Here is a 21,334-nt window from a genome sequence, read left to right as displayed (position 1 = left end):
TGACTCGGGTTTGGTCACTCGATAAAGCAAAAGGCGCACAAGCGCCCCATAAAAACGCAGGCGCTTTTTTTGTGCCTGTCGTTTCGAGTTATGGCGGCTGTGTGTGGGAGGCGTTCGCGCCTGCCGGGTTCCTTTTGCCCCGGTTGACCAACCCGCATACAGTCCGCCTCCATTCGTTTGGTCACGAAGGTGGCGGCTCCCCAGCAAAAGGAGCTGTACCCATGCAACACATCCTCAGCCTCAATTCGTCCAAAATCCGCGCACTTGCTCACCGCCGCATGGCCTTAAGCGCCCTTCGTGCTGACTCATCCCTATCTGTCCGCCTCACCCGTTACAACGCCCACATGGCAATCGTCCGCAGCCTGGAAGCTGTCGGGGATGAGCAATGAACAAGCAATCAACTGTCACCGCCATCGCCAGTGGGCACAGCCTCAATCTGGTCCAGGAACAGGTTCCGCACGGTCAATGGAACGCATGGCTGGCGGAAAGCGTGACGGCGGCAACGCGCACGGCTCAAGCAGACATGAAGCTGACATCGAGCGAGCCAGCGGCGACCAGCGCCAGCCCTGACCCCGTAGAGGCTTAACCCACCATGAATAACCAAACCTGCAAAAAAGCGGGAACGCCGAAGGCTTGCCCTAAGAAAACAACGACGCTTTTTTACGTCACCCATCCGAAGATCGCTAAGGCATTGCTAGGTCCCTTCTTGACCGAAGCCGACGCTGAGTGCGGGCGCGTAGTCATGCGCAGCGCTGACGCCGTTGTCACGTCTGCCTTGGTCAAGTCGGTGGACGACTTCACGCAATGGCACGCAGTGAATAACGGTCAGGTCATGCGGGCCTTTGCTGGCGCTGCACGAGGTGCCGCATGACAGACACAGCAATCCTTTTTCGTGGCGCGCTCCAGTCAGTGTTTGGGCCGCTCGACTGGCTCCCCGTGCCCGATGGTGCGATTCATCGTTTCCGCGTTCCGGACGACAAGTCCGGATCACTCAATGGGTGGTACGTGCTCTATCTCGATGGCATCGCCTCGGGTGCGTTCGGCAGTTGGAAGGCTGGCGGCACCCACACCTGGAACAGCCGTGAACCTGCCGACCACCGTGAAACCGAACAGGTGCGCCAACGCATCGAGCAGGCCCGCCAGCAACGCGAGGCCGAGCAACGCCAACGCCAACTGAGCGCGGCAACCCTTGCTCAACGCTGGTGGCGTGACGCACGACGCGCCGACCCTGGCCACGCCTATTTGATCACCAAGAGCGTTCGCTCCCACGGCCTGCGCCAGCGCAATGACGAGTTGCTGGTGCCGCTGTATGCCGATGGCATGCTGGTCAACCTGCAACGCATCGCTCCGGACGGCAGCAAGCGTTTCATGGCTGGTGGCCGTGTAAAGGGCTGCTATTCGGCGCTGGGCCAGGTCGCCGTCGGCCGTCCGCTGTGTATCTGCGAAGGCTGGGCCACGGGGGCCACGCTTCACCAGGATGGCAGCTACACCGTGGCGGCTGCCATGAACGCCGGCAACCTCAAGCCGACCGCGCTGGCGCTGCGTGCTCGCTACCCGAATCTGGAAATCATCCTTACCGGCGATGACGACCGAATGACCGAGGGCAACCCCGGACGCACCGCCGCCAATGCCGCCGCCGCAGCCTGTGGCGGCTTGGTGACATTCCCCGAGTGGCCCGCCGATGCGCCCGCCCACCTATCCGACTACAACGACCTCGCCACCTGGAGACGCGCCCATGGGTACGCCTGAAAACAACGTGATCAACTTGCGCCCCGAAGCGCCCATGGTCGAGCCTGAGCGCCCATGCTGGGGCGTTTACGATCACTGGGTGACGAATGAGAAAGGCCGCAGATTGCGCCCCGGCGTGTACTGGCACGGCTTCAAACGCAGCGCCGCCGACGATGATGCCGACGACGACAAGACAGACCGCCCGATCACTGACGAATGGATCTCCACCCCCGTGACCGTCGCCGCTCGCACCACCAATAGCGATGACGGCAGCGAGGGGCGTTTCCTGCGCCTAGTCACGGAGAGCGGCACCAAGGAATGGATTATTCCCATGGAGGTGTTCGGCGGCAGCGGGGAAGACGCCAGGCGCCAGCTGTTCGGTATGGGCGTGATTATCGCCCTCAAGAAGCGCGGCCAGTTCATGGAGTATTTGCTTGAGCAGCGGCCCGCCGAGGTGTTCGCCACCACCTGCCGACCGGGCTGGCATGAGTCGGGGGCATTCGTGTTGCCAGGGCGCACCCTTGGCAGCGACAAGGTGCGGTATCAGGCCAGCGGCAAGGGACAGAACCTGTTCAGCCTGCGCGGCGACCTGGAGCACTGGAAAGCCGAGGTCGCGGCCAAGTGCGAGGGCAATCCGATACTGACGCTGGCGATTGGCTGCGCCCTCGCTGGCCCGCTGCTGAGTCTGGTCGGCGTGCTGGGCGGTGGTGTGCATCTGGTGGGCGACAGCTCCAGCGGCAAGTCACTTGCGCAACTAATCGGTTCCTCGGTATGGGGCGACCCCGGCATCTTTGCTGCGTCGTGGGACATGACCAAGGGCGGTTTGGAAATCGAGGCATCAGGCCGCAATGACACCATGCTGCCTCTGGATGAAATCAAACGCGCCGACCCCAAGCGTGTACAGGAGATGGCGTACTCGCTCGCCAACGGCCAGGGCAAAGGCACCATGACCCGCGAGCGGGAAGGTCGGGCCAAGCTGTCGTGGCGTCTGCTGGCGCTGTCGAGTGGCGAACGCTCCCTGTCTGAACACGCGGCCATCGGCGGTAATGCAGCCCATGCTGGCGCTGAGCTGCGCATGGTGGACGTGAACGCCGGTACTCGCACCCACCGGGCCTTCGATGAATTGCACGGCCTTGCGGGAGCGGACTTCCACCGCCTGCTGACCGTTGCTGTCGGCGCCCACCACGGGCATCTCGGGCCAGCGTTCGTGGAGAAGCTGCTCGCCAGTGATGACCGCCCCGGCCTGCTGGAAGACTTCGCCGGTATCCGCGCCAGCTTCATCGAGGACAACGCCCAGGCTGGACGTGTGGCCGACCGCTTCGCCGTCATCGCATTAGCGGGGGAAATGGCCATCGCCTATGACCTGTTGCCCTGGACGCCGGGGAGTGCCCTAGCCGACTGCCAGTTGCTGTATGGCGAATGGCTGAGCCGCGTCGGCAGTGGCAATGCCGAAGACCGCCAGATCCTGGCCGGCATCCTGGACTTTATCGACAAGCACGGTAGTAGCCGCTTTTCCGACGTGGACGCGCCCGAGGTAGACGCCAAGGTGTTCAACCGCGCCGGCTACTGGGAAGTGGTGGCCGGTAAGCGCCTCTACCTGTTCAACAAGTCGGCGCTGACCGAAGCAGCACATGGGCACGGGCTGACGCGAGTAGTGAAGGCGCTAGAAGGCGCTGGCGCTATCGCCAAGCACGATACCGACCGAGACAGCCGCAAAACCAAGAAATACCGCCTGCCCGCTGGTGGGTCTGCCCGCCTGTATGCCATCGACCAAGAAGCCATGGATGGCGAAGGGGTCAGCCCATGAACACCACCCAGCGTCATTGCCCGGATTCACAGGAACCTATTTTCGTGGGGAACAGGGGGAACGGGGGAACGGCCAGTAAAACCGTGGCCTATAGCCGTTCCCCCTTATTGAAGTGTTGGGGAACAGGGGGAACACAAACATGTTTTTAAATATAAGAGTCTGTGTATTTTCTGACATTTGGTTATCACTGTTCCCCCAAAAAAACGGTGGGGTACAGGTTCCCCCTCTGGAGGCCCCGGAAACACTGGGTGTTCCCCCCGTCCCCCCGTTCCCCCGATTTATTTTCACAGACACATTTGGGATGTATGGCAATCCGGGCGAGGTGGCGCAATGAGCCTCCTTTCCGGCCTGCTCGATCACATGCCCCCGACCATTGCTGGCGCCGATAAACCGACCATGGCGAATCGCACCCCGGATCGCCCGCGCCTGCTGTTGGTGGATCGCATCGAGCGCCCCGGCCAATTACCGGCAAGCACCTACACCAACGCCGCCAATGCCGCACCCGAGTGGCGCCACGCCCGTGATCAATACCTGAATCACGTTATGACCTGCCGCGCCTGCTATGCGCCTACAGCCCGTCACTGCCTGGCTGGCGCCGACCTGCGCGCCGACTACGAAAACACGCCTATGGAGCTGCACCCATGACTTTTGTTAAAAACGATACTTTGGCACGCTCCATTGGCAAACGCCTGCGCGCTGCCCGCACTTGTGCAGGTATGAAGCCAAGCATCGCCGCCGAACGCCTGGGATACTCGAATGCCACTCAGATTTCGCTAGCAGAGAAAGGTGAGCGCATTCCGCCCCTACGTACTCTCATTGAATATGCCAAGCTCTACGTGGTGCCACTGGACTATCTCTGCGGGCTGATTGACGATCCTATCGCCGATGCAGCCGAAACAAACCAGGGCGTCATCGCGAACGCTGTGGCCGATGCCATAAGGGGTCAATTCAGCCGCTTGGCAAGCAGTGTGGCGGAGCAAGCCAGCATCACAATCGCCGGCTACAACCAAGATCGACGCGACCTGCAAAACATATGCTCTGCCGCAGTACGGGCACGCTCCGCGCTGAAACGAGTACGGGAACTAAGTCCCGAGTTCGACAATGACTGGCGCGGCACGGCAACCCTTGTTAGGGGGCTTGATATCCTCACCGACCTCGCCAGCAGAGCCAGTGAACGCCTGGCAAGGGAGCGGCGCTTACGCGATACGGTAGACCAAGAGCTGTCACTGGATGAGATGAACAGCAGGGCCCGCAAAGGCATTGTTCAACTGACTTTCACCGACTAAAAAGCCGTTTTCCGCTCGGTATGACATTAACTGAAATTAACAACAGCACTCCTGGGATGGCAGGCTTCAATCGCGAAATCAACCCATGAATGAGCCGCGTCAATAGCCGAAGACTCCCTGAACAGCGTCGCACGGTCCAGCACGTTGCAGGCCTCGCCGCCCTCGCCTATCATTTGATCGAGGTTGTGCAAGTCGCGCTCCAGCGGCGCCCCACTGGACAGTAGGACGGATCGGCGATTTACCGTGGATACGACGGAATCTAAAGCCCCGCTACTTCCACCCGTGACTTGCGCGGCCTCACTTCTATTGATGGACTGGTCACGGCCAAACTTACCATCGACCATTTTACTCACAAGCTCATTTGATCTTGACTGCCTCCTCTGTGCTGAGATGTTTTCATCTTCAGCGTTCGGGTGGAGCAAAGACCAGCGCAAAGCCCACAAGTTGCGCCCGCACCTGCCATGCCATTCACCGCCAAACACCATCGCCTAGATCGAGCAACAGGCCACCGCCCACCGTCGCTTGAAGCGGGAAGACCTGTGCACATAGATGCGCAGGCGCGCAACGAAATTGACGGCAACAGGGACTTCAAACTGACTATGTAAACCAGCGTCGCTGCGCTCAGACTGCCTGTCCAAGTGGATACGGATCAGGTGTCCAGGTGAGCGTGGAACGAGCGTCCGAATGATCGTGGGCTGGGTGTCCAAGTGGCGTGGAATCCGCAATCAGAGGTCTCAGTTACGGGGACGCATAGGCGCCGCGTAATGCTAACAATGGCTAACGTGCCGAGACGTTGGCAAAGCGCTAACACCGATGGTTCGGTATTGGTGGGTGAATTACTAGAAACCGATCAGTTACCTGGCCTATCATTTGATTGAGGTTGTGCAAGTCGCGCCCCAGCGGCGCTCCGCTGGACAGCAGGACGGATTGGCCATTTTCCGTGGATACGACGGAATCTAACGCCCCGCGAATTCCACCCGTGACTTGCGCGGCCTCACTTCTATAGATGGACTGGTCACGGCCAAACTTACCATCAATCATTTTGATCACAAGCTAATTTGAGCTTGACTGCCTCCCCTGTGCTGAGATGTTTTCATCTTCGGCGTGCGGGTGGAGCAAAGTCCGGCGCAAAGCCCGCAAGTTGCGCCCGCACCTGCCATGCCATTCACCGCCAACACCATCGCCTAGATCGAGCAACAAGCTACCGCCCACCGTCGCTTGAAGCGGGAAGACCTGTGCATATCGATGCGCAGGCGCGCAACGAAATTGACGACAACAGGGGCTTCAGACTGACTATGTAAACCTGCGTCGCTGCGCTCCCACTGCCTGTCCATGTGGATACGGGTCAGGTGTCCAAGTGAGCGTGGAACGAGCGTCCAAATGATCGAGGGCTGGGTATCCAAATGGCGTGGAATCCGCATTCAAAAGTGTCTCACTTACGGGGACGCATAGGGCGCCGCGCAATGCCACAATTGTTAAGAACTGTTAGCATGCCGACACGTTTTCCAAGCGCTAACACCGAGGGTTCGCTTCTCGCTTGTCACGCATCTGGATGCGAAATTGCGGCGAACTTGACCGACCAGGCAGAGCTGAGAGGCTCATATCGACCCATTGCAGCCGGTCGCGACAGGCAGAGAACGGCCAGAAGCGGTCATCCCGATTCCTATACATGGTCAGGAATTCTGCCTAGGTTCTTCAAAACACGTTTCTAATTAGCCGACTGCACGTCGTAGGGTGGGCCACTGTGCGGTCAATGATGCTCAAGGGCACCCGATGGAGCCAGTCGTTTCAGGCTTTGCAGATAAGCCTGGAGGCTTTTTCATTGCGGTAGGTCAAATGCTCCAAGCCCTGCGGCGCGTATTCGGCGTCCTCGCGGGCGGCGAGGATGAGGCCATGGTGCGACGACTTGCTGCACACCGGGTCGGCGTTGTCGGCATCGCCGGTGAGCATGAAGGCCTGGCAGCGACAGCCACCGAAGTCACGGTCCTTCTCGTCACAGGAGCGGCACGGCTCGGGCATCCAGGCGTCGCCGCGGTAGCGGTTGAATCCGAACGACTCGAACCAGATGTGCTCCAGGCTGTGCTCACGCACGTTGGGGAACTTCACCGGCAACTGCCGGGCGCTATGACACGGCAGCGCGGTGCCGTCCGGGGTGATGTCGAGAAACAGCTTGCCCCAGCCGCTCATGCACGCCTTCGGCCGCTCCTCGTAATAGTCCGGGGTGACGAAGATCAGCTTGCATGGGTGCTTCTGCGCCGTCAGCTTGGTCCGCCACTCGTTAGTGATGCGCTCGGCGCGCTGCAGCTGCTCGCGGGTCGGCAGTAAACCGACGCGGTTCAGCTCGGCCCAACCGTAGAACTGACAGGTGGCCAGCTCGACGTAATCGGCCTCCAGCTCGATGCACAGCTCGATGATGCGGTCGATGCGGTCGATGTTATGCCGATGGGTGACGAAGTTGAGCACCATCGGGTAGCCGTGCGCCTTGACCGCGCGGGCCATTGCCAGTTTGTGGGCGAAGGCCTTGCTGGAGCCTGCCAGCAGGTTGTTCACCTCCTCGTCGGCAGCCTGGAAGCTGACTTGGATATGATCCAGGCCAGCCGCGCTGAACTCAGCGATTCGTTGCTCGGTAAGTCCGATGCCTGAGGTGATCAGGTTGGTGTAGAAGCCCAGGTCACGGGCAGCCTTGATCAGCTCAGCGAGATCCTGGCGCACCAACGGCTCGCCACCGGAAAAGCCCAACTGCGCTGCGCCCAGTGCACGGGCCTGGCGGAATACGTCGATCCACTGTGCAGTACTCAGCTCGGTGCCCTGCTTCGCGAAATCCAGCGGGTTGGAGCAGTATGGGCACTGCAGCGGACAGCGGTATGTCAGCTCGGCCAGCAACCACAGCGGCGGGCCGATCTGGGACCGCGTGGGGTTAGGCGAATTCGATCCAGAACTGGGCATGGGCCACCTCAATAAACGCCAGGATGTCTTCATCGATATCCGGCACGCCGGGGAATTGTTCGGCCAGAGAGGCGATGATGTTCGCCACGTCGCGGGCGCCGTCAACACACTTGAGAATCTCGCCGGCGCTGTCGTTGAGTTTGATCATCCCTTCCGGGTAGAGCAGCACATGGCAGTTCTGCATCGGTTCATACTGCAGGCGGAAGCCACGGCGAAAGCGCGGCACGCAAGACTGGGTGGATTGGTTCAAACTGAAAATTCCGTCATCGGGTGCGCCGTACAACGTTGCACCATTTGAGTTATTCGATGCGTAGGGTGCGCACGGTGACCCAATGCGTCCTTCATCCGCGCGGCTCACTGGGCTATCCCACGGTGCCAAACACGTTCGGCCGTCACCGTGTGATACGGCGGGCGCTCCAGTTCGTAGGCCATGCTCATTCATGAGGTCTGCTTTGGGACTGGAAAACCCGGCGTACCGGGGCTCGGATGATCAGCGGTTGGCGAAATACAGGGTGACTTCGAAACCAAGGCGCATATCGGTGAAGTTGGGTTTAGTCCACATGGGTAGATCCTCTTTTTATTGGCGCCGGCACATGCCGACAGGTCGAGTTAATCACCAGGCCCGCCCTCCCCGAATGATACTTTCGGAGGAGTTGCGGCCCTTATTTTGAAGCGGGCGCGCGACAGTTGCTCGCCCTCCCGCTACAGCTGTCGCATTTCTGCGACGACTACGAAAACCACCGCCGAGTCCGCTCATCAAGGGCGCGGCGCTCAAGCGCGGGCCCTGCAGCGGTGTGGCCCGACGCCGGCATGTACTATGCTGGGTGGCTAGTGTTCGACGGAAGGATGACTGCACGCACCGTCGTACAAGGCTATGGTTGCAACATTCGCCAGGCCTGCGGCCAAGGCCGACCACAACAACAAGATGCCGGTGCGCGACTCGCCACGCCGGCCACATGGAGCGCCCATGCCCCTGCATGCCGTGGAAACCAGCCCCAGCGAACTCGCTGCCTTCGTCAGCGATCACTTCCCCGAACGCAGCATCCGCCCGGAGGGGCTGATCGCCCAGTCGTGGTACCGCAGCGTTACCCAGCACAACCTCAACCCGCGCGGGCGCTGCATCAAGAACATCCTCTCCGCCGAGGAAATTCGCCTGCACCAGGCCCAGCACGAGGAGTACCTGAAGGTCGCCAGCCAGGGCGTCACCGGCCTGGCCAAACGTGTGGTACAGGCCGGTTTCGCCGTGCTGCTCAGCGACGAACATGGCATTACCCTCGATGCGCGCCTGCCCAGCAAACGTGACCCGTACACCGAGTCCGGGCTGATCGTCGGCGCGCGCTGGGACGAATCGGTGGCCGGTACCAACGGCATCGGTACCACCTTGGCCGCAGCTCAGGCGATGACTATCCACCGCGAGGAACACTTCCTCACTTCGAACTTCCGCCTGAGCTGCTCGGTGTCGCCGATCTTCGACGCCCAAGGCCAACTGCGCGGTTGCCTCAACGCTACCTGCCTGAACAGCGACGGTCCGAAGGAAGCGCAGTACCTGACTCTGCAACTGGTGATCATGTACGCGCGGCTGATCGAAAACGCGCACTTTCGCCAGAGCTACCGCGACGGCCTGACCCTGGCGATCAAGCCGCGCGACGACATCACTGATCTGGTCAACGAACAGTTGCTGGCCCTCGACGACCAGGGCCGGGTAATCGGTGCCAACCGCGCCGCCTTCGTCGCCCATGATCACACAGGGCATAGTCTGCTCGGCCGGCGCATTGACAGCCTGCTGCCGGTCGGCGTGGATGAACTCCTCAGCCTCACCAGTGGCGGCGCCCGTGGCGTACTGCTGCGAACGCTGGACGAGCAGGCGCTGGTGGATGTCGGGCTTCGAATCCCGGCCGGTCGCCTGCCCCCCGCTCCGCCGGCAGCAAGCCGCAAGCATCTTTCGGTCGGTAACCACCCGGACCTCAACCAGCTCGGAGGCAGCGACGCGCAACTGCAGCAGGGCGTACGGCGCATTCGCAAGGTGATAGACAAGGGCATCCCGATCCTCATCACCGGCGAGACCGGCACTGGCAAGGAAGCTTTCGCACGCGCCATCCACCAGGCCAGCAGTCGTCGCGCCGGGCCGTTCGTGGCGCTGAACTGCGCGGCGATCCCGGAAACCCTGATCGAGAGCGAATTGTTCGGATACCGCAGCGGTAGCTTCACCGGCGCCAACAAAAAGGGCATGAAGGGCAAGCTGGAACTGGCCAACGGCGGCACCCTGTTCCTTGATGAGATCGGCGATATGCCGGCGCATCTGCAGACCCGTCTGCTGCGCGTGCTGGCCGAGCGCGAGATTTCCCCACTTGGCGCCGAAGCGCCGGTGGAGCTGGATGTGCAGGTGGTATCGGCAACGCACCAGGACCTCGGCCAGATGATCCACGCCAAGCAGTTCCGCGAAGACCTGTTCTACCGTCTCAGCGGCATGACCCTGGCCCTGCCGGCTTTGCGCGAACGCAGCGATCGCAGCGAGCTGATCGATGCCCTGCTCGCCGCCCAGCCGGGCACCAGCAACCTGCGTCTGGATGCCCAAGCTCGTCAGCGCCTGCATACCTACTCCTGGCCGGGCAACATCCGCCAGTTGCTCAATGCCCTGCGCTACGCCGTGGCACTGGCCGAGGACGGTCGTATCGATATCGATTGCCTGCCTGCCGAACTGCATAACCTTGACCTCACCGATCTGAGTCCAACTGCTGACAGCGTCGCCAGCCTAGCTGATCACTTGGGCGACGCCGAAGCGCGCCATCTGTACGCGGCGCTGCGTCAGCACCGCTGGAACATTAGCGCGGCCGCCGACTCGTTCGGCATTTCGCGCTCGACCCTGTACCGCAAGATGAAGAAGCACGGCATCGTCCAGCCCAACGAGCTGTTCTAGCCGGCCCTCCTTTGCTGATTCGCAGGGTGCGCCTTGCACACCGGGCAGGCCGCACCGGAAAATCCGCGCAGCCCCTCGGCGCGCGCGGCACAAGCCTACGATTCGAACCGCTCCTTTTGCCTGACGTCGCACGCAACGTCAGGCAAAAGGAGCGGAGTCCGGCCGAAGCCTTTCTCCACTCAATTCACATGCCCTTTGGTTCCTGCCCGTACGCCACATGGATCATGAGTGAGTCCCCGCGGCAGACCGCGATGTATCCGTGCATCTCGGCTTCCTGCCCCACCTCCACTTAGGGCCGGCGCAGGCACGGCCCTTCCCTTCACGCCTGCATGTACACCACATGAGTATGAGTAAACTCGTACAACCCGTGCTTGCCATCCGCGCCGCCGATGCCAGATTTGCGCGTGCCGGCGTGGAAGCCCTGCATGGCCTCGAAGTTTTCGCGGTTGACGTAGGTTTCGCCGAAGTCGATCTCGCGACTGGCCTTGAGCGCCGCACCCAGGCTGCGGGTGTAGATCGACGAGGTCAGGCCGTAATCGCTGTCGTTGGCCAGGGCGATGGCCTCATCGAGATCTTCGACAATCTGAATCGGCAGCACCGGACCGAAAATTTCCTTGCGCATGATCTCCATGTCCGCGCTGCAGCCAGCGAGCACTGTCGGCTGGTAGTGGAAGCCCTTGCCCTTGTCCGCAACACTGCCTCCGGTGATGACCTGGGCACCGTGGCCGATGGCGGTCTTGACCATCTGCGCGACCTTGTCCAGGCCGGCCTGGTTGATCAGCGGGCCCATGTCCAGGTCATTGTCCACCGACGGGTCGCCGTAGCGCGTGGCGGCCATGGCCGAGGCGATCTTGTCGATGAACTGGTCAGCGACCTTGCGCTCGACGTAGACACGCTCGGCGCAGTTGCACACCTGCCCGGTGTTGATCACCCGCGACGCGGTGATGGCGGTCACGGCCAGCTCTAGGTCGGCATCTGCGAGGACGATGGCCGGTGCCTTGCCACCCAGCTCCAGATTCAGCTTGGTGATGTTCGGCGCGGCAGCGGCCATGATCCGCGAGCCTGTGCCGACACTGCCGGTGAAGCTGATCAGGTCGATGCCGGCGTGGCTGGTCAGCACACTGCCGGCACCCGCACCGGTGCCGCTGACGACGTTGAATACACCCGGCGGCAGATCGGTTTCGGCCACCAGTTTGGCGAACTCGAAGCAGTTGATCGGAGTTTCTTCGCTTGGCTTGATGACGATGGTGTTGCCGGTGATCAGCGCCGGCGCCATCTTGCGGGCGATGAGGAAGAACGGGAAGTTCCACGGCAAGATGCCAGCAACCACGCCCAGCGGCTTGCGCAGCAGGAAGATGTGTTCGTTGACCCGGTCGCTGGTCAGCACTTCACCTTCGAGACGGCGCGCCCACTCAGCCATGTAGTCGAGGTAATCGGCGGTGAAGTTGACTTCCACCAGCGCCAGCGCCGGCACTTTGCCCTGCTCGCGGGTGATGATGCGCGCCAGGCGCTCTGCGTTGTCTCGCACTTTTCTGGCGATCTGGCGCAGGTAGCCGGCACGCTCGATGGCCGGCTTGGCAGCCCAGCCGCGTTGCGCCTTGCGCGCAGCGGCGATGGCCCGCCCGACTTGCTCACCGCTGGCGTCCGGCACCCGGGCCAGCAGCGCGGCATCGGCCGGGTTGTACACCTCGATCAGGCTATCGCTGCCGACGAAGGTGTTGTCGATATAATTCTGGTAGGTAATCTCGCTCATGATCCGGTCTCGCTATTGCTGAAATTCGGGGAAATTCAGGTCAGACGAGCGCACCCCGCGGCGCGCCCGACTGACAGTTACTGCGCGGTGAACTTGTCCCAGGCGCCACCTTCGGTCTTAAGGTCGTGGGCACGCTTGATCAGGTACTGATGGATCTGGTCGACCTCCTTGGCATCGAAGGCTTCGGCGAACGACGGCATGCCGTCCGGTACGCGACCGCCATACACGATGCCCAGGAACATCTGGTGCTTGTCGGTGGTGAGCTTGCGCAGATCCGGCAGCACGCCGCCGCTGACCGCGTGGATGCCGTGGCATTGCGAGCAGTGGCCGTCGTATAGCTTGGCGCCGGCTTCCACAGTGGCCGCATCGGCAACCAGCGGTGGCGGTTCCGGGGTGTTCGCCGGTGGTGCCGGTTCCTGTAGCTTGGCGATGCCACCGAGCTTGTAGGTCAGTACCTGAGAAAACGGCTGCACGCCGGCGCGCAGGGACAGAGCCCCGGCGAAGGTGGAGAAGGCGCCGCCCCAGCCGGCCATGAAGGTCACGTATTGCTCACCGTCCACCGAGTAGGTTATCGGTGCGGCCATCACACCGCTGGCGGCCGGCTGCTCCCAGAGTTTCTTGCCGGTGTCGGCCGCGTAGGCGATCACCCGACCGTCGGAACTGCCCTCGAATACCAGGTTGCCAGCAGTGCTCAGGGTGCCTCCGTTGAAGATGGTCACGTACGGCACTTCCCAGGCCGGCTTCTGCTTCACTGGGTCCCAGGCAATCAGCTTGCCAGACCAGCTCTTGGCCATTTCCAGCAGGCCGTCCGGACCTTCGGGCATCATCCCGGTCTTCAGGCCGAGCTGGTACACGCTCTTGAATGGGTTGCGCTTGGGCGCATCCGGGATGTGCTCGTAGTAAGCGGACATGATGTGCGCGGGGATGTAAACCAGGCCGGTCTTCGGGTTATACGACATCGGGTGCCAGTCGTGAGCGCCCCAGAATGCCGGGGTCACCAGGTTGCGCTTGCCGTTCTTCCAGTAAGCGGCGTTTTCCTCGTCGACTATGGGCCGGCCGGTCTTCATGTCCATGCCCTTGGTCCAGTTCTGCGGGACGATGCCCTTGGCCGAGAGCAGCTCGCCGGTGGCGCGGTCGATGACGTAGAAGAAGCCGTTTTTCGGCGCCTGCATCAGCACCTTGCGCTGCTTACCCTTGATCTCCAGTTCGGCGAGGATCATGTGCTGGGTGGCAGTGAAGTCCCAGGCATCGCCCGGCGTGGTCTGGTAGTGCCAGACGTATTCACCGGTGTCGGCGTTGACTGCGACGATGGACGAAAGGAACAGGTTGTCGCCCTTGGCCTGGCTGCGCCATTTCGGGTCCCACAGCGAACCGTTGCCGACACCGATGTAGAGCAGGTTCAGCTCCGGGTCGAAGGCAAAAGAGTCCCAGGCGGTGCCGCCACCGCCCTGCTCAACGAAGGCGTCGCCGTACCAGGTCTTGGCGGCGATTTCCATGCCCTTGCCTTCTGGCGGCAGCTTGGGGTCGCCGGGTACGGTGAAGAAGCGCCAGGCCTGTTTGCCGCTCTCAGCGTCGTAGGCGGTGACGTAGCCACGCACGCCGAACTCGGCGCCGCCGTTGCCGATAATCACCTTGCCGTTTACCACGCGCGGTGCGCCGGTGATGGTGTAGCTGCGCTTGTGGTCGTTGCGCGTATCGACCGACCAGACCTTCTTGCCGGTTTTGGCGTCGATGGCTTCCAGGCGGCCGTCAAGCACGCCGACGTAGACCTTGCCGTTCCACACCGCGACGCCGCGGTTGACCGCGTCACAGCAGGCCTCGCCGGCCCGCGAGCGGTCCGACTGCGGGTCGTACTTCCAGATCTGTTTGCCATTGCGTGCATCCAGCGCATAGACCACCGAAAACGGCCCGGTGGTGTACATCACGCCGTCGACAACGATGGGCGTGGCCTCCACGCCGCGGTCGAGGTCGAGCTTGTAGCTCCAGGCCAGGCCCAACTGGCCGACGTTGCCGTCGTTGATCTTTTCCAACGGGCTGTAGCGTTGTTCGTCGTAAGTGCGCCCGTGGCTCATCCAGTTACCCGGTTCGTCGTCGGCAGCGATGATGCGCTTGCCATCGACATTGGCGGGCACGTCGGCAGCCCAGGCAGGGGTTACCAACACACCGAGCAACAGGGCGGTCAAAAGGGGTTTCAGCGGCACGCCTGCGGGGGTGAGCCGAGAGGCGACGTGCGAAGTCAGGCCAATCTGTGTCATGGGGGTCTCCCGATTCTTATTAGGTACCGGCGTCAGCGCGCTCCGGTATCAGGGATAGAGCAACCGCCATGCCAGCGCCTCAAAATCGGCCAGACACCAGCATTCATGGGGCCTGTATAGTTTTATTGGGGGGCAAATGGAGCACCTGTGCCTGCGACAGGTGTCGCACCAGGCGCGGCAGGTGTCGCGCGCATGAAGCAGGCAGGAGGGAATAACACGTTCAATAATGTGGCCGGTCAGGACCGTATCCGGGCATCGTCATGACAGTGCTCGAAGGCAGTGCTAACGACATCAGCCAGCGTCTGCAAAATCGCGAAATCGACGTGGCCTTGCTTGAAACCCGCCGCGTCGAAACCACCTGGGACTCAGTACTGTTTGGCACCGATGCAATGGTGCCGTGCATGAACGGACAGCATCCGCTGGTCGGCCAACCCTTGCTCGAAGCGCACCAGTTACGGGACGAGGACATGCTGTTGTTTGATAAGACCTTTCTGCAACGTCATCTGCTCGATGCGTACTGTGGCGCCGATGGCGTGAAAGCTGACGCGTCAATGGATACTTGCCTTCGGCGAATCAGCGGTTTATCGAGTGCGCCCCGCAATTGAAGTTCGGTTCAGATGGAATTCGCCCTTTTCGACTGTCAGCTTCGGGTCGAATAGCGACCACAACGCACCGTGACTGTTCCACCCTTGTCCTCCCTCAACCTGGAGGACAAGCCATGAACGTTATTGCTAAATGCAAACATCAGCCTTGGAACAAGGGAAAGCTCGTCGGGCAAAAGGCGCCGCTCCGAGTCAGAGATATCTGGGCCATCCGCGTAAGACTTCAGCTTGCTGAGAAGACACGGGATCTGGCGCTCTTCAACTTGGCTATCGACAGCAAACTGCGTGCCTGTGACTTAACCAAACTGCGAGTCTGAGACATAGCCCATGGGGAACATGTGTCGTCACGGGCCATCGTGATGCAGCAGAAAACCCACCACCCAGTGCAATTTGAAATCACTGAGCAAACCCGAACGGTTCTGGAGGCTTGGATGCATCAAGCTCACCTGCACAGCGAGGATTTCTTGTTCCCGAGCCGTTTGCACGACTCAGACCATCTCTCCACCAGACAGTACGCTCGAATAGTCAAAGCGTGGGTGACCGCCATTGGCCTTGACCCAACCATGTACGGCACTCACACGCTACGGCGAACCAAGGCATCGTTGATTTATCGCAGGACAAAGAATCTGAGAGCAGTTCAACTCTTGCTGGGACATACGAAGCTTGAAAGCACCGTCAGGTACTTGGGCATCGAGGTCGATGATGCCCTGGAAATGGCAGAGCAGACGGAAGTCTGACTATCCACTGCGACGGTCCACGACAGACCGTCGCTATCCGACCCTAAGCAGCCTCTGACCATCGGCTGCTATCGGTCGATTAAAAGTCATTGGCTAATCGGTTCCGCTTTGTACATCACCGCAAACCCGTAGCCGTTGGCAAAACACACTCTTTAGCGCGAAGCGGTGATCCCTTTGTTCATCCGTGATTTAACGGTATGTTGAAGTCCTCAACTCAAGGACGACCCATGGCCATCCACGCACCCACCCCCACGCAAAAACACTTGGCAGTGTTAATCGACGCCGACAATGCTCCCGCAGCAATTGTCGAAGGTTTATTCGAAGAAATCGCCAAGTACGGCGTCGCCAACGTCAAGCGGATCTATGGCGACTGGACTGGCCCTCAGTTGGGTGGATGGAAAAAGGTGCTACTCGACCATTCGATTCAGCCTATCCAACAGTTCGCGTACACCAAAGGTAAGAACGCAACAGACAGTGCCTTGATCATCGACGCAATGGACTTGCTGTACACCCGACGCTTCGACGGTTTCTGCCTGGTTTCGAGCGACAGTGACTTCACCCGCCTCGCTTCGCGGTTACGAGAAGAAGGTTTGACGGTCTACGGGTTTGGTGAAGAAAAAACCCCGAGACCGTTCGTGTCGGCCTGTGACAAGTTCATCTATACCGAATTGCTGCGCGGTGAAGTGCTTGTTGCTGCAAGCAATGGACATGGTCGACCCGAACCTGAGCCACCTGCTGAAATCGAGGCCGTCAAAGTCGCCAGTACGCCCGAAGTAAAAAAGCTACCCAAGGCACCAGTAAGTTTCATCGCAAAGATCTTGGATGACATTGCCGATGAGGACGGCTGGGCTCACTTGGGTGCGCTGGGCACCAATATCAGCAAATTGAGACCTGAGTTCGACCCTCGCACCCATGGTTATAAAAAGCTCAGTGAGTTGATCAAGGGGTATCCGGATACGTTTGAACTGCAAACTAGAGGAACGTCGGGAGTGGGTGGTTCAATACTCTATGCCCGGCACCGGCAGCCGAGCTCGTAGCCCCCGTCACCAACGACCGCTCTTGGCCGATCTCTGCCCTTCACGAAGGGCGGCTTTGGGTCCAGGCTGTGTGAAAACGCACTGAATACGTCGAAAACTAAGAGCTACGGGCTTTGCCTGAGAAACCAGCAGTCGGAAGCGCGAATTACCCTAGTCAGCTACAAAGGTGTTCCTAATTGCTGTTTGGGCCGTGCCAGCGGCCCAAACAGTCGCTCATGGACGGCCGTTCTCTGTCGGAAAAGGCTAGGCGCCGCGCAATGCGCGCAATAGCTAACGTGCCGACACGTTGGCCAAGCGCTAACACCAAGGATTCGGTTATCGCCGGTAGCCAATTCGATGTTAGTTCTATTACGTTCTGGTGCTGGCATCCACGGCACCGGCAAGCCAGCAGCAAGCGCCGTGTATGCCCTCATGTATGCCTTGACGAGGCACGCCCTACAAAACCCATACAACCCGGGCATCACAGCCTCCAGTTCAAACGACGCCTGGGCACCATACGTTGTAATGAGAAAGCCTCAGGCCGTTAGGTCTGGGGCTTTTTTTTGGTGCTCAAAAGCTGGGCGCCTTAATCACCCATGCCGTTTTTTTCAAACAGTCGGACGATGTCTCTCGCGCCATGCAGAACGCGCTCGACCATGATATCGACGCCCTCCACGCTGTAGAAAATCAGATAACGACCATGGGTAATCATTCGCAATCCCTTGGCACAATCATCCTTTGGAACACCCAGGTTCGGCTGATCGATCAATCGCGAGCACTGCAAACGCAACTCGCCAGCGCATCAAGCTCGGCGAACACGGTTTCGGCAGCGATGGCCGGACGGGGATCATTGCGGCTTGCTGCAATGGCTTCCCGAAGTTCTGCGGCATGCAGCCGATCCAGCAGCTGTTGATAGGCAGCATGGGGTAATAGATACGCAGCAGGACGGTTGTGGTTGAGCACGGCAACAGGCTCCGAACCCGCTTGCTCGATCACCGTACTCGGGCTGCGTTTGAGCTCGGTAATGCTGACCGAACGGCTTGCGAGTAGCTGTTCCATGACGGCTCCAATGGTACGAAAAAAAGTACTTTATAGTGCTCGATTGCTGGCATGGTGGTCAACGAACACCTGACCAGTGCGATGCCAACCCACAAAAAAACCGCCTAAGCGGTTTTTTCATTCTGTCGTCCAGTCAAACTCGTCGTATTCATCATCATCGTCTTCGTCGTCCTCGAAAATTTCCTCTTCCAGGTCGTCGTCTTCAACAACGTCTTCTTCCGGCTGATTCAGCAGAAAGTCCTTACGGCTCTCGGTAATGGCTCGCCGTAGTTCTTCGCCCTTTTGCGGGCAGTTGAGCATTTGGGCGATGCGGTCGATTTTTTTTGCCACGGCATCCTCCAACGCATCGGCTATGGCCCGATAGTGCGCGTTTTCGGGCCGTAATGCCAAATCGCCGGGCTGGGGTCAGATCGTTCTGAATATTCGTCAGCGGTGGTAACGGCGCACCACGCTGCTGTTTTTCAGCACATGGCCTTTGATTTTTTCCAGAAACTGCGCACGGGTCAGGCCGGCGGGCAAGGCTTCCGGTGCCAGGTCCAGGGCGTAGAGCTGGATGATGTAGTGGTGAGCGCTGTCGCCAACGGGCGGGCAAGGGCCGATGTAACCGGTGGTGCCTTTGCTGTTGGTGCCGGCCACGCCTTCCAGCGCAGATTTGGCGCCGACGCCGGATGCAATCTGATGCGTGCCGGCCTTGATGCCGTAATGCACCCAGTGATCGACGCCCTGGCCTTTCTGGCCGTCCGGGTCGTGCATGACGATGGCGTAGCTGAGGGTGCCTGTCGGGCCGGGGGTCCAGCTCAGTGCCGGGGAAACGTTGTGTCCGCCGCAGCCCGGGGCATCGCTGGCGGCGGCCGAGGCGAACAAGCGGTCATCCGAGACACCCGGAATGCTCAGGGTGAAACGCTCTTGCGCGGCGTGTGCCGGAAACTGCACGCAAAAGGCAACTGCTACGGCCGCGAGCCAAGGGTTCAAAGAGGTCAGTCGGATCATACCGGAGCACCTTGTGCGTGTGAGGCCGTGGTCGGCGTGCAAACTATAGCCGGACCGTTCACGCCGTGGCAGTGGCTTATGGATGAACCTCGTAATCTGCGCCAGACTCATCATTGAAAGGTATGTCTGGAGAGCGATCATGACTCTGCATCGCGTTGCGAATTTCGCCGATGTGCCCGAAGACCGAGGCATGGAAGTGCAGGCCGGAGACAGCAAAATCCTCCTGCTACGCGCCGGCGATCAACTGCGTGCCTATCAGGGCGATGGCCTGTGAGCAAGACCGGGCAATGGCGATGCTTGTCGAACGGATGAAACAGCCGCTGTCGCTGGATCAAGCGTGGCGGCTGATTCGAGACCTTCCCTAGGCGGACGGGAGGGGCGCTTGCTTATCGTCTTTGTCGGCCGGCAAGCGAATCACTCGCGGATGTGCCAGTGGCGCCAGACGCTCAGGTAACTGCTGTGCCGTGACGGGGAAGAAGTGCGTGACCACGCGACTGACATCCCCTTCCTGATCGTTGTGGATGGTCATGGAACCGGACGTGCGCAGCTTTTTGAGCCGCTCACGGGTCAGATTGAAGGTCTCGCTCAAATCAAGATCATCCACCACCGGTGCCGGCAAACGGCGCTGGAGAAAGCTCTTGCTTTTACGGTGCTGGTAACGCGCCCAGGAAATCAGGATCACCGCGTTCAACACCGCCACCCAAAAATAAATCTGCAACGTACCGAGCGCATTGAACACCGAACCATCGAGGCGCGGCCCCGCGTGGGTGTCGATCAATGGCCAGAGCCCGCGTATCAGCAAATAGAGCAGTCCGATCCAGGCCAGCACCGTGAAAAAAACATCGATCACGACCCAAACAAGATTCCGCTGAGTTCGGATGATTTTCATTTGGCGTCCTCCTTTTCATCGCTCAGCGGCTTGATGCCTCGGTCAGGACTCACCCAGCGTGCACGTTTCTGATTTTGACTGAACAGCACCTTGGGGAAGCTGACGAGCGTGGTTAGCAAACTGATCAGCCAGAACACCAGCGGATACCAGATCACCCAGAACATGGTTTTCCACAGGCCTTTTTCGTATCGGCGGTCGATCAGAATGCTGACCGCGAACTGGAACAGGCAGACCGTCGCCAGCAGCAACCCGGTAAAGGCCGGCGGCAACAGGTGATCGACGGCAATCGAGGACGGCATTTCGACAAACTTGCCCATCGCCCAGAAGATGATCGATAGCAGGAAGGTAAACGCCCAACCGGTGGACAGGCAGTATTCGAACAGCAGCGGCCAAAGGTAGCGGTGACGGTATTGCCAGATCCCGCGAATATTCTTGAACAGCACTTCGGCGCCACCCTGGGCCCAGCGCAGTCGCTGCTTCCACAGGCCCGCCAGGGTTTCCGGCATCAGGATCCAGCACAGTGCACGGGGCTCGTAAAAGATGCTCCAGTGGTCCAGTTGCAGTTTCCAGCTGATGTCGATGTCTTCGGTGATCATGTCCGGGCTCCAGTAGCCAACCCGGTGCAGCGCCGTACGACGGAAAGCGACGATCACCCCGGAGACGGTAAAGATCCGACCGAACACCCGTTGAGTGCGTTTGATCAAGCCGATGATGGAAGAGAACTCGCCGACCTGGACACGCCCCACCAACGTCGAGCGCGTGCGAATCCGCGGGTTGCCGGTCACGGCGCCGAGGCGCGCGTTGTCGAGCATGGGCGCAACCAGATAAGCCGCCGTGTTCGGCGCCAGCAGCGCGTCACCGTCGATGCACACCAGATACTCGCTGCGCGCCGCAATGGCGCCCATGCGCAGAGCGACTGCCTTGCCCTGGTTTTCCGCCAGGTGCACCACGCGCAGACGCGGATCCTGCTGCGCCAAGGCATCGAGCACGGCAGCGGTGTTGTCACTGGAGCCGTCGTTGATCGCAATGACTTCGATATTCGGGTAATGCTGCGCCAGTGCCGCGTGAATGGTGTCGGCCGCGTTTTCGCCTTCGTTGTAGCAAGGAATGAGGATCGAAATCAGCGGCTCGCCTTCAAGCGGCGGCGGCAGCGTGTCGTCTTCCCACGGCCAGTGCCGCTCCCAGTGCAGCCAGAAATACAGGCCACCGGCGATCCACAACCCGGACATGAACAATGGGTAGAAGAACACGAAGTCCATCAGGAATTGCCCGGTCAGCAGGAAGATCAGTCCGAGGGGAACCCCAAGGACGATCGCCAGCACCAGCATGGCCAAAAGTCTGTCCAGCAT

22 protein-coding genes and 3 pseudogenes are annotated in these 21,334 nt (G+C 60.4%); 12 read left to right on the top strand and 13 right to left on the bottom strand.

What is annotated here, in order from left to right:
* Window positions 1–221: 221 nt before the first annotated feature.
* The 7 genes from CKW19_RS28785 (at window position 222) to CKW19_RS24470 (ending at window position 4,821) form a co-directional block, all read left to right on the top strand.
* Entirely contained in the window at window positions 222–389 is a 168-nt protein-coding gene (locus CKW19_RS28785; RefSeq protein ID WP_156465554.1) for a hypothetical protein, read from the top strand.
* On the top strand, window positions 386–586 hold the full coding sequence (locus tag CKW19_RS24495; RefSeq protein WP_060543930.1) for a DUF3102 domain-containing protein: 201 nt from the start codon (window positions 386–388) through the stop codon (window positions 584–586). The genes CKW19_RS28785 and CKW19_RS24495 overlap by 4 nt, the downstream gene beginning before the upstream one ends.
* A 6-nt stretch (window positions 587–592) precedes the next feature.
* On the top strand, window positions 593–871 hold the full coding sequence (locus tag CKW19_RS24490; protein WP_060543929.1) for a hypothetical protein: 279 nt from the start codon (window positions 593–595) through the stop codon (window positions 869–871).
* Entirely contained in the window at window positions 868–1,749 is an 882-nt protein-coding gene (locus CKW19_RS24485) for a toprim domain-containing protein (protein ID WP_060543928.1), read from the top strand. Before CKW19_RS24490 ends, CKW19_RS24485 begins: the two co-directional genes overlap by 4 nt.
* Entirely contained in the window at window positions 1,736–3,535 is a 1,800-nt protein-coding gene (locus CKW19_RS24480; RefSeq protein ID WP_060543927.1) for a DUF927 domain-containing protein, read from the top strand. Before CKW19_RS24485 ends, CKW19_RS24480 begins: the two co-directional genes overlap by 14 nt.
* A 330-nt stretch (window positions 3,536–3,865) precedes the next feature.
* Window positions 3,866–4,180 (top strand): hypothetical protein, encoded by a 315-nt coding sequence (locus CKW19_RS24475; RefSeq protein WP_060543926.1) that lies wholly within the window; start codon window positions 3,866–3,868, stop codon window positions 4,178–4,180.
* Window positions 4,177–4,821, top strand: coding sequence for a helix-turn-helix domain-containing protein (locus CKW19_RS24470; RefSeq protein WP_095060563.1), 645 nt, complete (start codon window positions 4,177–4,179; stop codon window positions 4,819–4,821). The genes CKW19_RS24475 and CKW19_RS24470 overlap by 4 nt, the downstream gene beginning before the upstream one ends.
* 26 nt (window positions 4,822–4,847) lie before the next feature.
* Here the strand turns inward: CKW19_RS24470 and CKW19_RS28780 are convergent, their stop codons facing one another.
* The 5 genes and pseudogenes from CKW19_RS28780 to pqqA all read right to left on the bottom strand — a co-directional run bounded on the left by CKW19_RS28780 (window position 4,848) and on the right by pqqA (window position 8,329).
* On the bottom strand, window positions 4,848–5,012 hold the full coding sequence (locus tag CKW19_RS28780) for a hypothetical protein (protein WP_156465553.1): 165 nt from the start codon (window positions 5,010–5,012) through the stop codon (window positions 4,848–4,850).
* 1,597 nt (window positions 5,013–6,609) lie between these two features.
* On the bottom strand, window positions 6,610–7,767 hold the full coding sequence (gene pqqE, locus CKW19_RS24460) for a pyrroloquinoline quinone biosynthesis protein PqqE (protein WP_095060561.1): 1,158 nt from the start codon (window positions 7,765–7,767) through the stop codon (window positions 6,610–6,612).
* Window positions 7,739–8,017, bottom strand: a complete 279-nt coding sequence (pqqD, locus tag CKW19_RS24455; protein ID WP_033040650.1) for a pyrroloquinoline quinone biosynthesis peptide chaperone PqqD — start codon at window positions 8,015–8,017, stop codon at window positions 7,739–7,741. Before pqqD ends, pqqE begins: the two co-directional genes overlap by 29 nt.
* Window positions 8,018–8,121: 104 nt before the next feature.
* Window positions 8,122–8,205, bottom strand: a pseudogene (locus CKW19_RS28600) (pyrroloquinoline quinone biosynthesis protein C); the annotation flags it as partial.
* Window positions 8,206–8,257: 52 nt separating this feature from the next.
* Window positions 8,258–8,329: a pyrroloquinoline quinone precursor peptide PqqA gene (pqqA, locus tag CKW19_RS24450; RefSeq protein WP_080725296.1), complete on the bottom strand. Its 72-nt coding sequence runs from the start codon at window positions 8,327–8,329 to the stop codon at window positions 8,258–8,260.
* Window positions 8,330–8,734: 405 nt separating this feature from the next.
* Between pqqA and CKW19_RS24445 the strand changes: the two genes are divergently transcribed.
* Complete coding sequence (locus CKW19_RS24445) at window positions 8,735–10,684, top strand: sigma-54-dependent Fis family transcriptional regulator (RefSeq protein ID WP_095060559.1); 1,950 nt, start codon at window positions 8,735–8,737, stop codon at window positions 10,682–10,684.
* A gap of 319 nt (window positions 10,685–11,003) precedes the next feature.
* On the opposite strand, the gene aldA is transcribed toward CKW19_RS24445, so the two are convergent.
* Window positions 11,004–12,437, bottom strand: a complete 1,434-nt coding sequence (aldA, locus tag CKW19_RS24440; protein WP_095060557.1) for an aldehyde dehydrogenase — start codon at window positions 12,435–12,437, stop codon at window positions 11,004–11,006.
* A 77-nt stretch (window positions 12,438–12,514) separates the two neighbouring features.
* On the bottom strand, window positions 12,515–14,692 hold the full coding sequence (locus tag CKW19_RS24435; protein WP_095060555.1) for a PQQ-dependent dehydrogenase, methanol/ethanol family: 2,178 nt from the start codon (window positions 14,690–14,692) through the stop codon (window positions 12,515–12,517).
* Window positions 14,693–14,946: 254 nt separating this feature from the next.
* Here CKW19_RS24435 and CKW19_RS24430 point away from each other — a divergent pair, with 254 nt between their 5' ends.
* From CKW19_RS24430 to CKW19_RS24420, 3 genes and pseudogenes are all read left to right on the top strand, one after another.
* A complete protein-coding gene (locus CKW19_RS24430; protein WP_256580380.1) occupies window positions 14,947–15,297 on the top strand; it encodes a LysR family transcriptional regulator substrate-binding protein in 351 nt (116 codons plus the stop codon).
* 113 nt (window positions 15,298–15,410) lie between these two features.
* Window positions 15,411–16,031: pseudogene (locus tag CKW19_RS24425) on the top strand (tyrosine-type recombinase/integrase).
* Between the two features lie 227 nt (window positions 16,032–16,258).
* On the top strand, window positions 16,259–17,068 hold the full coding sequence (locus tag CKW19_RS24420) for an NYN domain-containing protein (protein WP_095060553.1): 810 nt from the start codon (window positions 16,259–16,261) through the stop codon (window positions 17,066–17,068).
* Between the two features lie 565 nt (window positions 17,069–17,633).
* On the opposite strand, the gene CKW19_RS24415 is transcribed toward CKW19_RS24420, so the two are convergent.
* The 4 genes from CKW19_RS24415 to CKW19_RS24400 all read right to left on the bottom strand — a co-directional run bounded on the left by CKW19_RS24415 (window position 17,634) and on the right by CKW19_RS24400 (window position 19,096).
* Window positions 17,634–17,816 (bottom strand): type II toxin-antitoxin system RelE/ParE family toxin, encoded by a 183-nt coding sequence (locus CKW19_RS24415; protein WP_256580377.1) that lies wholly within the window; start codon window positions 17,814–17,816, stop codon window positions 17,634–17,636.
* Complete coding sequence (locus CKW19_RS24410) at window positions 17,813–18,106, bottom strand: type II toxin-antitoxin system Phd/YefM family antitoxin (RefSeq protein ID WP_095060549.1); 294 nt, start codon at window positions 18,104–18,106, stop codon at window positions 17,813–17,815. The genes CKW19_RS24415 and CKW19_RS24410 overlap by 4 nt, the downstream gene beginning before the upstream one ends.
* Window positions 18,107–18,223: 117 nt before the next feature.
* Complete coding sequence (locus tag CKW19_RS24405) at window positions 18,224–18,496, bottom strand: hypothetical protein (protein WP_256580376.1); 273 nt, start codon at window positions 18,494–18,496, stop codon at window positions 18,224–18,226.
* Between the two features lie 36 nt (window positions 18,497–18,532).
* Window positions 18,533–19,096: a YbhB/YbcL family Raf kinase inhibitor-like protein gene (locus CKW19_RS24400; RefSeq protein WP_095060545.1), complete on the bottom strand. Its 564-nt coding sequence runs from the start codon at window positions 19,094–19,096 to the stop codon at window positions 18,533–18,535.
* Between the two features lie 139 nt (window positions 19,097–19,235).
* Here CKW19_RS24400 and CKW19_RS29240 point away from each other — a divergent pair.
* Window positions 19,236–19,361, top strand: a pseudogene (locus CKW19_RS29240) (Rieske (2Fe-2S) protein); the annotation flags it as partial.
* Between the two features lie 96 nt (window positions 19,362–19,457).
* Here the strand turns inward: CKW19_RS29240 and pgaD are convergent.
* Together pgaD and pgaC are read right to left on the bottom strand one after the other, a co-directional pair.
* Window positions 19,458–19,985, bottom strand: coding sequence for a poly-beta-1,6-N-acetyl-D-glucosamine biosynthesis protein PgaD (gene pgaD, locus CKW19_RS24395; RefSeq protein ID WP_095060543.1), 528 nt, complete (start codon window positions 19,983–19,985; stop codon window positions 19,458–19,460).
* Complete coding sequence (pgaC, locus tag CKW19_RS24390) at window positions 19,982–21,334, bottom strand: poly-beta-1,6-N-acetyl-D-glucosamine synthase (RefSeq protein WP_095060541.1); 1,353 nt, start codon at window positions 21,332–21,334, stop codon at window positions 19,982–19,984. The genes pgaD and pgaC overlap by 4 nt, the downstream gene beginning before the upstream one ends.

Source organism: Pseudomonas sp. Irchel s3f7, assembly GCF_900187615.1.
Lineage (GTDB): Bacteria > Pseudomonadota > Gammaproteobacteria > Pseudomonadales > Pseudomonadaceae > Aquipseudomonas.
Note: the sequence above shows the minus strand (reverse complement) of the source record. Positions and strands in the feature narration are given on the sequence as shown.